The following is a 13,849-nucleotide window of genomic DNA, read 5'->3' as shown; positions in this document are numbered from 1 at the left end:
TGGAAAGAACGGAGACCTTTGTAAAGACCGGACCATAGAGAAGCGCTTCTGCTGGTTGATCCTGCCCCGATCCCGGCGGTAGCTTTCTCCCATGACACAGGATCAAGAGTTCCGTCTCCTCCTTGATAATCTGGGGAGGCGCCTGAATACCCCCGGAGAGGCTCTCCCCGGGGCAAGAGCGCACACCACGATGGATCCCCTGGGAACAAGAGAACCCCCAGGCCCTTCCGGAGAACGCCGGCAGAAGACAAGGCGGGGAGAGGCCCCCGGAATCTACCGGGAAAGCGCCGTTCTGATCCTCCTGACCCCTCGCCCCGGCCCCGAAGGGCTGGAGGTCTTTATCCCTCTGATAGAACGAGCCCGGGACGGGGGGCCCCACGCCGGACAGATCGCCCTGCCCGGGGGGGGACGGGACCCCCGGGACACCAGTCTGGAAGAGACCGCCCTCAGGGAAGCCCGGGAAGAGATCGGCCTGGACACCGGGGGCTGTACCGTCCTGGGGAGGCTCTCTCCCCTGGCCGTGGCGGTCAGTTCCTACCTGATCACCCCCGTCCTGGCCTGGACAGAAGCCCCCCTCGAGTCGATCCCTCTCTGTCCCAACCCCCGGGAGGTCGCGCGTATTCTCCCGCTCTCGCCGGGGCGGCTCTCCGGCACGGAGGGCACGGTGAGCCTGGAGGTACGGGGAGTTCTCCGCAGCGTTCCGGCCTACCGCCTCACCCCCCGACCGCTCTGGGGGGCCACGGCGATGATCTTCGCCGAGCTTCTCTCGCTCCTCCCCCGGTGGCCCCGCACCTCCCTGGCCGAGCCTGCCCTGACGATCACCCCTCCCCGGGGGGAGCCAGAGGCTCAAGATGCTCGTCGAGCCAGCGATTGTAGCGGCGGGTGATCTCCCGGGTAATCTCCCCCGGGGGACCCAGCCGATGGTCGTCGATCCGGCGAACGGGAACCACGCCCCGTGTGGCCGAGGAGATAAAGAACTCCTGTACCCGGGGCAGATCTTTCTCTCTCACGGGGGTGAACTCCAGCGGAAGAACCTCCCGGGCGGTGTGGAGCACTATCTTCCGGGCGATCCCCTGGAGAACCCCCTCTCCGGCCGTTCGCAGGACTCCGTCGATCAGGGCGTAGGCGTTTGAGGTCGCCCCCTCGAGAATACGCCCCTCCCGATCGGTCAGAAGATACTCGTAAACCTCCCCGTCTCCCCCGGCCGCGAAGAAGACCTGGCGTTGGTGCACCCAGGAAAGCGATTTGACCCGGGGGTTCGTCCGGGCCGCGCCCCGCTGAATCCGGCAGAGCGCCCCCTCCCGAAGAATCTCCGGCGGAACCGGGAGCGCCTCCTCCAGAACAAGGCGGTACCAGGGATCATCGTCCAGGACAGCCGTAACACGAAACCGCACATCCCTGACCGCTCCGGACCCGGGGGCTGTCCCGGGGAGGTGCGAGGCCAGAACCGAGCGGATGCGATGGCGGGGAACCGTCAGGTTCCGGCCCAGGGCACGGGCAGAATCCTCGAGACGCTGAAAATGCCCGTCCAGATCCAGAACCTTATTCCCCTGCCAGGTGCGGGCCACAAGATAGACCCCCTGCAGGGGATCGCGGTTCACCTCCCCGGAAGGCACCTCCCGGACCGTCTCTCCCCGCAACTCCAGACAACGACTGATCATGAGAAACCCTCCCTGGGGCCCGGAACCTCCCTGGCCACCCGGCGCTCCCCGGCATCCGGCGGCCGGTATACCCGATTCCAACAAAAACCCGGGAAAAACTTGAGCATTTCCCTCACACTTACTATACTCCAGAAACTATTTTCAACCACACCCGGAGCACAGACCATGCGAGTAACCACAAAAGGCCGCTACGCCCTGCGAGCCCTGATCAACCTGGCAGCCACCTCCCAGGGAAGACCCAAACCGATCAAGGCGATCGCCAAAGAAGAGAACATATCCCCCGAGTTTCTGGAGCAGATCTTCTTCAAGCTGAAAAAAGCCGACCTGATCAACTCCGTTCGGGGCCCCGGGGGCGGATTCATGATTCACCGGGACCCCGCCACCATCTCGGTGAAGGCAATTTTTCTGGCCGTCGAGGAGGGGCTGGACCTGACCCCCTGCACCCCCTGCATCCCCTGCGATGACTCCGAAGGGGAGAACCTCCGGAACGGGGCAGACCCCTGCAGCAACACCGACCAGTGCGTGGCCCGGAGCGTGTGGAAAACGATCTCCGATCAGATTATCCGGTATCTTGAGAGCATCACCCTCGCCACTATTCTCGAGGAGAACCAGGAGCAGCTCCAGTCCCTCCTGGACCAGTCCCGGCCTGACTAGAACCCTCCCCGATCGAGGCCCCTCCGGGGGAACCGCCCCCTCCGGACAGGAGGGTCCCCTCGCCGGCACCTGGCAGTCCCCCGGCCATCGGCTGGCCCCCGGCTGCGCTGCGCACATGGAGATCCATCTGGGGAAAGGGAATCTCTATCCCCTCCTTCCGGAAGGCGCGCCAGATCTCCAGATTGCACCAGCTTGAAGCAGGCATACGCTCCCGGGCATCACGGATCCACGTCCCCAGCCGAAGGGTGATCCCCGAATCGTCGAAGGAAATCACCCGGAAGAGTGGCTCTTTGCCCGGGACGGCAAAGGGGCAGCGCCTCCCCACCTCCAGAAGCACCTCTCCCGCCTGGTCAAGATCGGTGGAGTAACTCACCTGGACGGTATTCAGCAGGAGGATCGAGAGGTCGTTATAGGAATAATTGTGCATGGCGTTACTGGTTATCTCCGAGTTGGGGATAATCAGGGTCTCGTTGGTCACGGTATTCACAATGGTGTGAATGAACTTGATCTGCTGAACCGTTCCCTCAATGGACCCCACCAGAATGCGGTCACCCTCCTTGATGGGCCTGGTGAGGACGATGATGATTCCGGCAAAACTGTTGGCCACCACATCCTGAAGTCCGAAACCGACACCGATACCAAGCACACCAAAGAGAACAGCCAGCGAAGAGAGGTTGATACCAATGACGCTGAGCCCCACCACGATGGCGAGCCCCATAGCCGAAAACCGGACAACGCTCAGAAGAGAGAAGGCCCGGGCCGCGTCGAGATTCAGATGACGCATGAGGCCCTGCTCCACGGACTGCCGGGCGAGTCGTGAAAACCACCCGGCAAAATAAAAGACAGGGATCACCAGAAGGAGCGTCACCACCGAGATGGAGGTCCCTCCGGACTGGAAAAAAGGCTGGTTCAGGGTCCGCACGGCGAAGGTCACCCACCGGGCCATCTCCGCCCCCAGCAAACGGGAGGCCAGCAGCAGGATCGACGCGATCCAGGCGAGGCGGGTTATCCTGTGAACCCAGCGCTCGGCCCGATCCCTGATCGCTTCCGAGGCGGGGAGCCCCCGGATAAACCCCCGGAGAACCAGAAAGAGTATCCGCAGCAATCCCCCTAGCAGCACCAGGGGGAGGAAAAACTCCAGTACCAGCTGAAGGGTCGAGAAGGGAAGATCCAGCACCCCCAGGCGCAGGGGCTCCAACAGAAGAGGAGGAAGGGCGGGCGGGAGTTCAACAAGTTCGTTCATTCCTTCATAATACCAGCATGCGCATTACTCGTGACAATACAATGGCTCTCATCATCGATGTTCAGGAACGGATTCTCCCCGTTATCGACCAGGCGGATCAGACGGTGGCACGAATCGTCACCCTCTGCAGGGGGTTACATCTTCTGGGAGTTCCCCTGACGGTAACAGAACAGTACCCCCAGGGTCTGGGAGCAACCCTGCCCGCAGTGCGGGACGCCGCCGGGGAGGAAGCACCCCTTCTGGTGAAGGCCTCCTTCAGCTGCTGCGACGATCCGGCCTGCATGACCCACCTGGAAGGGCAAAACCGGAAGGTGGTGATCCTGGCGGGGATAGAAACCCACGTCTGCGTGCTCCAGACGGCACTGGACCTGCTGGAGCGGGGCCTGATCCCCGTGGTTCCTGTGGACGCCGTCTCCAGCCGGAACCCCCGGGACCGGGAAACAGCCCTGGTTCGGCTTCAGCAGGAGGGGGCCCGCCTGACCACCACGGAATCGATCCTCTTTGAACTCACCCGCTCGAGCGCGGCCCCGGAGTTCAGGGATATCTCCCGCCTCATCCGCTGACCCCACCCCTGGCAGTACCCCCGCCCCGGTAACACCGCCGCCCCTGGCGAGGTGCCTCACCCCGGGGCGGATCACGGGTTAACAGAGGTCAGTTCCGTCTCACTCCGGCGATGATTCCCCGAAACGGAGCCACAGGACTTCCCGGGGCTGGAGTTCGAAGGAGAAGAGCTCCCCTTCCCGGGAGGGAAAAACCAGATCCCCCGTGAGGATATCCTCTACCACGGCGCTCTCGGGCCAGGGGTACCTGTCCAGCCGGTCGCGAAACTCCACGGGATCGCGCGAGAGGTTCTGCAGGCAGAGTACCGGCCGTGCTCCGGCACCGCCCCGCTCCAGCACCACCATCCGGGGATCCCCGGGCACCACCCGCTGGGAGCTCACGGGATCGAAGGCGGGCTCTTCCAGGCGTATCCGCAGAAGATCCCGAAGCCGGGGCAGAACCAGCCCCGCCAGTTCCCCCAGCTCGCTGTCGCCCTTCGCGTCACCGTCACCGGCACCGTCACCAGCACCGGCACGGAGGTCCTCCGCGCCCTGAAGGATAGCCCGGGGCAGAACAAAGGCGGGAACCCCCGCCAGGGCACACTGCAGTGTATGAAGCGCCTCGAGGCTCCGGGCCTGCTGGTCCAGTGGAAGGTTTACGTCCATTCTGGCCCCTTCCCCCGCTCCCCTGAACAGGAAGGGCACCTGGTTGATCCAGGCCCGGCAGGACTCCCGATCGGGCAGAGCCTGGAGCCACTCCCCCAGCCCCCGGCCGTCCTCATTCAGGACGGCCTCGAGCAGAACCTGGCCGAGCGGCTCCCTTCCCTCCCGGGGGCGCCCCCCCGGCCAGGCGAGATCGTGGCCCCTGGCATGATCCCCCGCCAGCAGGAGATCCGGATTGGCCTCTTTCAGGACCCCCACGATACCATCCTCTTCCTCCCGGGAAGGCCTGAAAAGATCGGGAACCGCCAGAATCTGCACTCCCCGGGANAGATCTCCCAGAAGCTGCTCCAGCATCGCCAGAAAGGACTCGGCCCCTGACGGAGGCTCAGGCGACGGTTCCGGAAGCAGCTCNGTCATGAGCCGATNCTCCCGGACCAGGTCCCCGGAAATCGCCCCGGAGAGATCGGCCAGCGAGGAAACCATAATTCCCGAGAGGGTGTGCTCCCAGACCTCCTCCAGCACCTGCTCCAGTTGCTCCGGCACGATACCGCCCGGGATATCCCGGGGCACCACCAGCAGGGACTCGCCGCTATCCAGGGGGAAGGCTCCCGGCGGGGAGGGGAAATGGCTCCGCTGCTCTTCCAGGGCCGGTCTCACCCCATCAATCAGGACACGGAGGCGATCAACCAGATCGGATCGCTCCGGAAAGGCCCGCTCCAGGAGGCCCGCGCATATATTCGTCATCCCTGCAGAATAGAGAATGAAGACCCTCCCGGCAAGGCCCGATCCTGCCAGAAGTGACGCAGGGTCATTTATCGTGAAATTGGGTGCAACAAACGATCTGTTAGCACATCTCCACGCTTGCATTGAACGGTAAAGAGAGCTATAGTTACCTCATCAAATCTCCCGAAACGTCGGCTCCCGCGCCGAGTCTCTCGGCACGGCCTGAGGCGGCAATCACGAGATAAAGGAAGAAATATGCCGAAAAAATTCATCACACTCGACGGAAACGAGGCGACAGCACGAATCGCCTACGCCTTCAGCGAGGTGGCGGCGATCTACCCCATCACACCCAGTTCCAACATGGGGGAGTTCGCTGACGCCTGGGCCGCAGAGGGACGCAAGAACCTCTTCGGAGAAACCCTGGAAATCATCGAAATGCAGAGCGAGGCCGGTGCAGCCGGTGCTGTTCACGGATCCCTCACTGCGGGGGCCATGACCACCACCTTCACCGCCAGCCAGGGTCTGCTCCTGATGATCCCCAACATGTACAAGATCGCAGGAGAGCTCCTCCCCACGGTCTTNCATGTCTCGGCCCGGTCAATCGCGGCCCAGTCGCTCTCCATCTTCGGGGACCACTCCGACGTCATGGGCGTGCGCCAGACCGGATTCGGCCTGCTCTCGAGCGCCAACGTACAGGAAGCCCAGGACATGGCCGCGATCGCCCACCTGGCATCCCTGGAATCGCGCATCCCCTTCGTTCATTTCTTTGACGGNTTCCGGACCAGCCACTCCATGCAGAAGATCGAGGAGCTCGACTACGACACCCTCCGGGACATGCTGGACATGACCCACGTGGAGCAGTTCCGCGCCAACGCGCTTCGCCCGGAGAAACCCATGGTGAAGGTGGGAGCCCAGAACCCCGATGTCTACTTCCAGGGCCGGGAGACGGTGAACAACCTCTACGACGCCACCCCGGAGATCATCCGGAAGTACATGAAGCTCTTCGCCGAGAAGACAGGCCGCACCTACGATCTCTTCCAGTACGTCGGTGCCGACAACCCCGAGAAGGTGGTTATCGCCATGGGCAGCGGTGTCGAGACGATCGAGGAGACGGTAAACCACCTGGTAAAACAGGGAGAAAAGGTGGGGCTCCTGAAGGTCCGCCTCTACCGCCCCTGGTCTGCCGAGGATCTCGCCAAGGCTATCCCCGCCTCGGCAAAAAAGATCGTGGTCCTGGACCGGACCAAGGAACCGGGCGCACCGGGCGAACCCCTCTACCTGGACGTGGTTCATTCCCTGCGGGGCCGGGACGTTGAGATCATCGGCGGCCGCTACGGTCTCTCCAGCAAGGAGTTCACCCCGGCTATGGTCAAGGCTGTCTACGACCACGCCGACGGCGCAGCAACCCACGATTTCACCGTCGGTATCAACGACGATGTCTCCAACAAGAGCCTCCCCGTGGGCGATGTGATCGACACCGAACAGGAAGGCATCGTGCGGTGCAAGTTCTGGGGCTACGGTTCCGACGGTACCGTGAGTGCCAACAAGAACTCGATCAAGATCATCGGAGCCGAGACGGACCTCTTTGTCCAGGCCTACTTCAGCTACGACTCCAACAAGTCCGGCGGCTTCACCGTGAGCCACCTGCGCTTCGGAAAAGAGAAGATCCAGTCGGAGTACCTCCTCACCACCAGCGATTTCATCGCGCTCCACCGGCCCCAGTATATCGGACGCTTTGACATCCTCGAGGGAATCACCCAGGGAGGAACCTTCCTGATTAACACCACGGCTGCGCCGGAAGATGTCTTCTCTACCTTTACCGCCTCCATGCAGCAGACGATCCTGGACCGCAAGGTGAAGGTCTACGCGGTGGACGCCTCCAAACTGGCCAAGGAAGCCGGGCTGGGCAACCGGATCAACACGGTCATGCAGGTAGCCTTCTTCAAACTCGCCAAAGTGATCGATCCCGACAAGGCGATCGAGCTGGTGAAAAAGTACGTGGAGAAGCAGTTTATCAGCAAGGGCCAGGAGATCGTCGAGAAGAACTGGAAGGCCATCGATATGGCTGTGGACGCCGTGAAGGAAGTCCCCATCCCCGCGCAGGCTGAAAAGTCCGTCGCCGAGACCGTCCTGGTTCCCGAATCGGGAAGCGAGTTCGGCCGGAAGATTCTGGAGCCGATCTGGAAGATGAAGGGCGACGATATCCCCGTGAGCGCCATGCCCCTGGACGGGCAGATTCCCACAGGGACCAAGCGGCTTGAGATGGGCGGACGCCCCGGACCGGTCACCACCAAGTGGGCCGCCAAGAGCGAGCGGGTCCAGGCCCTGGATGCCCAGTTCGAGGAAGCCTATTTCGAGTATCCCGGAAGCTGCATGGGCTGTGGAGAGATCCCCTACGTGAGTCTCATCACCCAGCTCTACGGAGACCGGATGATGATCGCCAACGCCACGGGCTGTTCCTCGATCTACGGAGGAACCTTCCCGGCCGTACCCTACACCACCGACAGCAGAGGGCGCGGCCCCGTCTGGGCAAACAGCCTCTTCGAGGATAACGCCGAGTACGGCTTCGGAATGCGCCTGGCCGTTGATGCGCACCGGAACCAGCTGAAGCATAACGTGGAGGCCCTCCTCGAGAAGGGCACCACGGGGGAACTGACAGCATCGCTGAAGAAGAACCTCGACCTCTGGACCTCGGTGAGCCGCGAAGCCAAGGACGCAGCCGATCAGACCAGGGAACTCCTGCCGGCGGCGCTCAAGAAAGCCACCACCGAGACCAGGCCCATCCTGGCCAAGATCATCGAGCTGGGCGACTACTTCGTGGACCGCTCCATCTGGATCTTCGGAGGTGACGGCTGGGCCTACGACATCGGCTACGGCGGTCTGGACCACGTCATGGCGCAGCAGAAGAACGTGAACGTCCTGGTCATGGACACCGAGGTCTACTCCAACACGGGAGGACAGGCCTCCAAGTCCACCCCCCGGGGAGCGATCGCCAAGTTCGCTGCCGACGGAAAGAAGACGGGCAAGAAAAACCTGGGCCTGATGATGACCACCTACGGTCACGTCTACGTGGCCAGCGTGAACATGGGCATGAACAGGGACCAGGTCCTTGAAACGATCCTGGAGGCAGAAGCCTACGACGGACCGTCGATCATCCTGGCCTACAGCCCCTGTATCGCCCACGGCTACGACATGAAGAACTCCGTGAAGCAGTCCAAGAACGCTGCCGAGTCGGGGTACTGGCCCATCTACCGCTTCAACCCCGCCAACGAGCTCGCCGGAAAGGCACCCTTCCAGTGGGAGACTCCCGAAACCACGGTGGACTTCAGCGTCTACACCGGCGCGGAGATCCGCTACCGGGGACTGGAACTCTCCCAGCCCGAGGAGGCTGCACGGCTGCACGAGCTGGCCAAGAAAGACAACAAGCGTCGTTTCGAGGATCTGAAGAAACTCTCCGACGCCTGATTCCACGATCCGGCGGGTTGCCCCAAGGCAGCCCCGCCGGAGTTCACCACAAAAAAACCCGACGGGGATATCCCCGCCGGGTTTTTTTTGTATCTCCAGGACTTCCCGGCAGACCCTTCTGCCGGGAATCTGCCGGAAAAGCCCCCTCAGGAACCTCAGATCAGCTTGCGCCGAACCATGGAGGTGATCAACTCGCCCGAGAAAACCACCCCGACGATCACGATCAGAACCATGGAGACCGTGTTCCACTGGAACAGGTCGATCGCACCCTGGAAGATAAGCCCGATACCACCCGCTCCAACCAGCCCCAGAACGGTAGACTCCCGGATGTTGATATCCCACCGGAGAATCGAGATCGCGCAGAAACTGGGCACAACCTGGGGAACGATCCCGTAGGCGATCACGTGGGCGCGGGAGGCGCCAACCGCCTCGAGCGCCTCGATGGGGCCCCAGTCGATCTCTTCGATCGCCTCGGCGATCAGCTTGCTCAAGAACCCGATCGAGTGAAAGGCCACGGCCATGATTCCCGCAAAAGACCCGGGGCCGAAAATCGCCACAAAGATGAGCGCCCAGACCAGGGTATCCACCGAGCGCGTTCCCACGATGATCAGCCGGGCAAACCAGAGTGTGATCGCGTTGGGGGTCACCGTCTGGGCCCCGAAATAGGCCACGGGAAGAGCCAGGATGATCGCGATGAGCGTGCCCAGGAAGGCAATATTAATTGACTCCACCAGGGCGTAGAGGATCGGATTCAGCTGCACCAGCGAAGGGGGGAACATCCGAAACATCATATCGCCGATCTGGGCGGGAGCCGACCAGACCCAGGGCCAGAAAATATTCACCGTTGAGAGAGCCCAGTACATGAGCGCCACCACCAGGATGTAGCTGATGCTCCGCACCATCCGCTGGAGCCGGGTAAACCGGAACCACTGATAATGGTCGGGCCGGGCCATGTCTGTAAGAGTGGTACCGTTGTTGCCTGTACTCATTTTGTCAGCCTCCGCAAGTATCCGCTGATCCCCTCCGTAACAAGGATGATCGCTACCATAACAAGAAGAATCGCCGCCGCCGTGGCGTAGTCGTAGCGGCCGAAGGCGGTATTCAGCGTGCCTCCGATCCCTCCTGCTCCTACAAGGCCCACAATAGCCGAAGCCCGCAGGTTAATATCAAGCTGATACATGGAGAGCCCGATGAGCCGGGGCAGAACCTGGGGAAAGACCGCGTAGACCAGGACAGAGAGAAATCCCGCCCCCGTAGAGCGGACCCCCTCGACCTGGCCGAACTTGATCTCCTCGATCGCCTCAGCCAGCAGCTTGCCCACAAACCCGATGGTAAACATGATGAGCGTGAGAATCCCCGCAAAAGCTCCGAATCCCACGGCTGCCACAAAGAGCACACCCATAACCACGGGGTGAAGGCTCCGGCTCACCACCACAATGGCCCGGCCCACCAGGTACACCGGCAGGGGAGCGATATTCTTGGCCGCCATAAACCCGATGGGAACACTCAGCAGCACTCCTGCGGCCGTGGCGATCACGGTCATCTGAAAACTCTCGATAAAGCCCCGCACGATCAGGCGTCCCCGCGATCCGTAATCGGGGGGGAAGGCCATGCGAAGCATGTTTCCGGCCCGGGGTATCCCGTCGAGCACCCGCTGCCAGCTCACCTGCATCATCTGAAGGGCAAAGATCAGATAAAGCACCGTCACCAGCAGCACGGTGTAACGCACCCAGGGGTTCTCAATAAAGTGTGGTCTTCGCCACCGGTACCGTGTGGTTGCGTCACTCATCGTCATACTCCGCTGCCCCGACCTTCATCTGCTTCTTCAGATCGTCCTCGTGGCCGGCGTAGATCTGTTCGAGCCAGTCCTCGGTGAGTTCATCGGGGTTTCCATCGAAGATCATCACCCCGTGGCGAAGGCCCAGAATCCTGTCTGCGTAGGTGGTCGCCTGGGGAACGTTGTGAAGGTTGATCAGAACGGGCAGATCCAGCTCCTCGGTGATACCCGCGATGAGCTCCATGATCCGTTCCGATGTCTTGGGATCCAGCGAGGCCGTGGGCTCGTCGGCCAGGAGGATTCGCGGGTTCTGCATAAGCGCCCTGGCGCAGCCCACACGCTGCCGTTCACCACCGGAGAGGGCATCGCACCGCTTGTTCACGTACTGGGAAAGCCCGACCCGCTTCAGCAAGGCGTAGGCGCGGTCGACATCTTCCTGGGGAAACTTGCGAAAAACACCGCGAAAGAAGCCGGTGTAGCCAAGACGACCCGAGAGAACGTTCTCCATCACCGTCAGGCGGTCCACCAGGTTATAGGCCTGAAAAATCATCCCGATCTGTCGCCGGGAATCCTGAAGCGCTCGCCCCGAGAGGGAGAGGATATCCGTCCCGTCGAGCTCGATCGATCCCGAATCGGCTTTTACCAGGCGGTTAATGCACCGGAGAAGGGTACTCTTGCCTGCTCCGGAGGAACCGATGATCGCCGTGAGCCTGCGCTCGTCGGTTGTCAGATTCAGCCCCTTCAGTACGGGGGCTCCCTTGGTGTAGCTCTTCTCCAGGTTTGTTATCTTCAGCATTGTCTGTGTCACTCCATACTGCAGGGGAAAATAGGCGGAGCGGGATAGCCCGCCCCGCAGGAAGAGAGAAAAGGGTTAGTCGATATCAGAGAGCCGATACTGAACGCCGTTATACTCCTGAATTGTACGGACGGCGTCCCAGTGGTCCTTGTAGACGATCGGAATAAAGCCGTCCACCTCGAACTCCTCACCCAGGGGGGTTCCGGCGAAACTGTAGGAGAAGAAGGCCTCGCGGATCTTTTCCTGCAGATCGGGATGGAGCCGGTGGGCTATGCCGTAGGAGGTTGTGGGGAAGGGATCGGTCTCGAAGATGATCCGTACATCGGCGGGATCAAAGAGGCCCCGCTCTGCCATGCGGTCCACCACTTCCGATGCCACGGGCGCCGCGTCGTAGTCACGAGCCACCACGCCCAGGGCGGAGTTCTCGTGGCTGCCGGAAAAGACGGGCTCGTAGTCAACCCCGGGGGTCAGTCCGTACCGGGGGAAGAGCGCCATGGGAGCCTGGTGGCCCGAGTTTGACGTGGGGGTCACGTGGGCAACCCGCTTGCCCTTCAGGTCTTCCAGACTGTGGAGATCGCTGTCGGCATGGACGTACATCTGCAGGGTATACCCGAACTGGCCATCGGCACCACCCATAATGGCGATGGGCACGTAGCCTGCCAGGTTCACCGCGAAGGGCGTGGGACCCGTGGAGATACCGGCAATATGGAGCCGGCCCGCGCGCATCGCCTCGACCTGGGCGGTGTAGGAACTGACACTGAAGAACTGGACGTTTCGTCCCGTTACCTTTGCCAGGTGGTCCAGGAAGGGCTGCCACATATCCTCGTAGATCGCCGGATCTTCAACGGGGGTGTAGGCAAAGACCAGGGTCTGGGGATCGAGCCAGAACCGCTCGTCCTCGGGCATGTCTGCCAGCAGGTCACCATCCTTGTCACAGAAGAAAACATCGAAATGGCCCCGTGCCTCGGGCGGGCACTCCGACGACGGAATGGGCTCCAGGGCCGCCCCCCGTTCCCGCGATCCTCCGGCAAAGACCGCGCCGGTCAGAGCCAGGGCCATCACTGCAACAACAAACAGTTTCTTCATGGGGTCCTCCTTTTCGGGAAGGGGCACGCACCCGGAAACGTTCTGTCTCCGGCTCACCCTGATCCCGGAACAATATACTTCCGGGACAGCGCGCTGCCCCGGAACAACACCAACGTGCCGAATTATACCACGGCCCGTTTCAGAACCGCATAGTTACATTTGTCACATTCTTTTTTGATTAAAAAAGAGTCAGGGAGCGGGGTTTTCCTGTGACGGCCCGAACAGGCCGGCAGCAAGGCGCTGATTCATCAGAAAGACCAGGAGAATCTCCTCCAGGGTGCGGCGGGGCCCCTCGGCTCCCGCGATCCTGCGCCGGAGGATCTTGCGACTGCGGCGGTGGTAGAAGCGGTACATCTCGCGAGGATCGTCCTCCTGGATGGGCTCCGGCGGAACCTCCCGGGCGAGCATCTCCTGGAGACTCTCCCGGTTCACCGCAGCGATTCCCCGGCTGTCCATGGTTTCCCGGACCAGGCAGATCTCCTCGTGAACGATCCCGAAGACAAACTCTTCCAGAGCCTGCTGAACCTCCCGGACCTCCCCCTGTTCGTCGAGGAAGCGGTACCACCGGTCCGATAGGAGCGACGAGAGCCGCATGAGCTCCATGGTTCCCATCATGGTACCGAAGACGGGGGCGATCTGGAGGCGGGCACGCCAGAGTTCCACCACAGCCGGGGCGTAGTCCGTAACGGTCTGGTCGAAGCGGTATTCCCAGAGGTGGATCAGCTCCAGGGCCGCCTCGCGCCGCAACTCCGGGGAGTAGTAACCGTTCCGCTCGATGATCACCTGATAGACATCCTCGATAAGGAGGGAAAAGAGCAGGTGTTCCCAGACCTCCTGAACCTCCTGATCGTATCGGGCGAGTCCCTCGTAGCGGGAGCAGATCTTCCGGAGAAAGCCGAAAAAGTTGAACTTTGCCACCGTGAAGGTACGCCCCACCATGACCTTTGTGGGCAGAAGGACGGTATGGTCGCAGCCATCCCGAAAGAGCCGCTCGATCAGGGTGTCCACGGAGTGGATCTCGTCGCCAAAGTGCTGGTTGTCCAGGATGGAGGGATAGCTGCAGAAGACCCGGGAGAGACTTCCCAGCTCCGCCTCCATCAACCGGCAGGTGGCGTACATGTCGGGGTCGATCTTTCTGAGATTCTTCTTCAGTCTGTCCCGGAGAGCCTGTTCACGCCCATCGTAAAGCTCGATGTTCATGGCACTATCATAGCCCCTGCGCCGGAAAGTTTCATGTTATCC

At 61.8% G+C, this 13,849-nt stretch carries 11 protein-coding genes; 4 read left to right on the top strand and 7 right to left on the bottom strand.

Annotated features, from left to right (window positions below; genetic code table 11):
- Window positions 1-91: 91 nt before the first annotated feature.
- Window positions 92-886, top strand: a complete 795-nt coding sequence (locus B071_RS18140; protein WP_018525467.1) for an NUDIX hydrolase — start codon at window positions 92-94, stop codon at window positions 884-886.
- On the opposite strand, the gene B071_RS18135 is transcribed toward B071_RS18140, so the two are convergent.
- Window positions 819-1,661 carry an aminotransferase class IV gene (locus B071_RS18135; RefSeq protein ID WP_018525466.1) on the bottom strand — a complete coding sequence of 281 codons (843 nt, stop codon included), beginning with the start codon at window positions 1,659-1,661 and terminating at the stop codon, window positions 819-821. The two genes, B071_RS18140 and B071_RS18135, sit on opposite strands and share 68 nt — an antisense overlap.
- 165 nt (window positions 1,662-1,826) lie before the next feature.
- Between B071_RS18135 and B071_RS0102180 the strand changes: the two genes are divergently transcribed.
- Entirely contained in the window at window positions 1,827-2,315 is a 489-nt protein-coding gene (locus B071_RS0102180) for an RrF2 family transcriptional regulator (RefSeq protein WP_018525465.1), read from the top strand.
- On the opposite strand, the gene B071_RS15400 is transcribed toward B071_RS0102180, so the two are convergent.
- Window positions 2,254-3,558 carry a mechanosensitive ion channel family protein gene (locus B071_RS15400; protein ID WP_018525464.1) on the bottom strand — a complete coding sequence of 435 codons (1,305 nt, stop codon included), beginning with the start codon at window positions 3,556-3,558 and terminating at the stop codon, window positions 2,254-2,256. The genes B071_RS0102180 and B071_RS15400 overlap by 62 nt on opposite strands.
- A gap of 17 nt (window positions 3,559-3,575) precedes the next feature.
- Between B071_RS15400 and B071_RS0102170 the strand changes: the two genes are divergently transcribed.
- Window positions 3,576-4,121, top strand: a complete 546-nt coding sequence (locus B071_RS0102170; protein ID WP_026244913.1) for an isochorismatase family protein — start codon at window positions 3,576-3,578, stop codon at window positions 4,119-4,121.
- 1,617 nt (window positions 4,122-5,738) lie between these two features.
- Window positions 5,739-8,948, top strand: a complete 3,210-nt coding sequence (gene nifJ, locus B071_RS0102150; RefSeq protein ID WP_018525461.1) for a pyruvate:ferredoxin (flavodoxin) oxidoreductase — start codon at window positions 5,739-5,741, stop codon at window positions 8,946-8,948.
- A 155-nt stretch (window positions 8,949-9,103) separates the two neighbouring features.
- Here the strand turns inward: nifJ and phnE (B071_RS0102145) are convergent, their stop codons facing one another.
- From phnE (B071_RS0102145) to B071_RS0102125, 5 genes are all read right to left on the bottom strand, one after another.
- Complete coding sequence (phnE, locus tag B071_RS0102145; protein WP_040586983.1) at window positions 9,104-9,937, bottom strand: phosphonate ABC transporter, permease protein PhnE; 834 nt, start codon at window positions 9,935-9,937, stop codon at window positions 9,104-9,106.
- Window positions 9,934-10,737 (bottom strand): phosphonate ABC transporter, permease protein PhnE, encoded by an 804-nt coding sequence (gene phnE, locus B071_RS0102140; protein WP_018525459.1) that lies wholly within the window; start codon window positions 10,735-10,737, stop codon window positions 9,934-9,936. The genes phnE (B071_RS0102145) and phnE (B071_RS0102140) overlap by 4 nt, the downstream gene beginning before the upstream one ends.
- Complete coding sequence (gene phnC, locus B071_RS15390) at window positions 10,730-11,533, bottom strand: phosphonate ABC transporter ATP-binding protein (RefSeq protein ID WP_215730265.1); 804 nt, start codon at window positions 11,531-11,533, stop codon at window positions 10,730-10,732. The genes phnE (B071_RS0102140) and phnC overlap by 8 nt, the downstream gene beginning before the upstream one ends.
- Window positions 11,534-11,596: 63 nt before the next feature.
- Complete coding sequence (phnD, locus tag B071_RS0102130; protein ID WP_215730264.1) at window positions 11,597-12,607, bottom strand: phosphate/phosphite/phosphonate ABC transporter substrate-binding protein; 1,011 nt, start codon at window positions 12,605-12,607, stop codon at window positions 11,597-11,599.
- A gap of 189 nt (window positions 12,608-12,796) precedes the next feature.
- Entirely contained in the window at window positions 12,797-13,807 is a 1,011-nt protein-coding gene (locus tag B071_RS0102125; protein WP_018525456.1) for a hypothetical protein, read from the bottom strand.
- Between the last annotated feature and the right edge of the window lie 42 nt (window positions 13,808-13,849).

It is taken from the genome of Alkalispirochaeta alkalica DSM 8900 (genome assembly GCF_000373545.1).
GTDB classification, from domain to species: Bacteria; Spirochaetota; Spirochaetia; order DSM-27196; family Alkalispirochaetaceae; genus Alkalispirochaeta; species Alkalispirochaeta alkalica.
Note: the sequence above shows the minus strand (reverse complement) of the source record. Positions and strands in the feature narration are given on the sequence as shown.

What these genes read in the sequence shown, in the direction of transcription:
- B071_RS0102180 (WP_018525465.1), top strand. Translation starts at nt 1,827, where the DNA reads ATGCGAGTAACCACAAAAGGCCGCTACGCCCTGCGAGCCCTGATCAAC.
- B071_RS0102170 (WP_026244913.1), top strand. Translation starts at nt 3,576, where the DNA reads ATGCGCATTACTCGTGACAATACAATGGCTCTCATCATCGATGTTCAG.
- phnE (WP_040586983.1), bottom strand. Translation starts at nt 9,937, where the DNA reads ATGAGTACAGGCAACAACGGTACCACTCTTACAGACATGGCCCGGCCC.
- phnE (WP_018525459.1), bottom strand. Translation starts at nt 10,737, where the DNA reads ATGAGTGACGCAACCACACGGTACCGGTGGCGAAGACCACACTTTATT.
- phnD (WP_215730264.1), bottom strand. Translation starts at nt 12,607, where the DNA reads ATGAAGAAACTGTTTGTTGTTGCAGTGATGGCCCTGGCTCTGACCGGC.
- B071_RS18140 (WP_018525467.1), top strand. Translation starts at nt 92, where the DNA reads ATGACACAGGATCAAGAGTTCCGTCTCCTCCTTGATAATCTGGGGAGG.
- B071_RS15400 (WP_018525464.1), bottom strand. Translation starts at nt 3,558, where the DNA reads ATGAACGAACTTGTTGAACTCCCGCCCGCCCTTCCTCCTCTTCTGTTG.
- B071_RS18135 (WP_018525466.1), bottom strand. Translation starts at nt 1,661, where the DNA reads ATGATCAGTCGTTGTCTGGAGTTGCGGGGAGAGACGGTCCGGGAGGTG.
- B071_RS0102125 (WP_018525456.1), bottom strand. Translation starts at nt 13,807, where the DNA reads ATGAACATCGAGCTTTACGATGGGCGTGAACAGGCTCTCCGGGACAGA.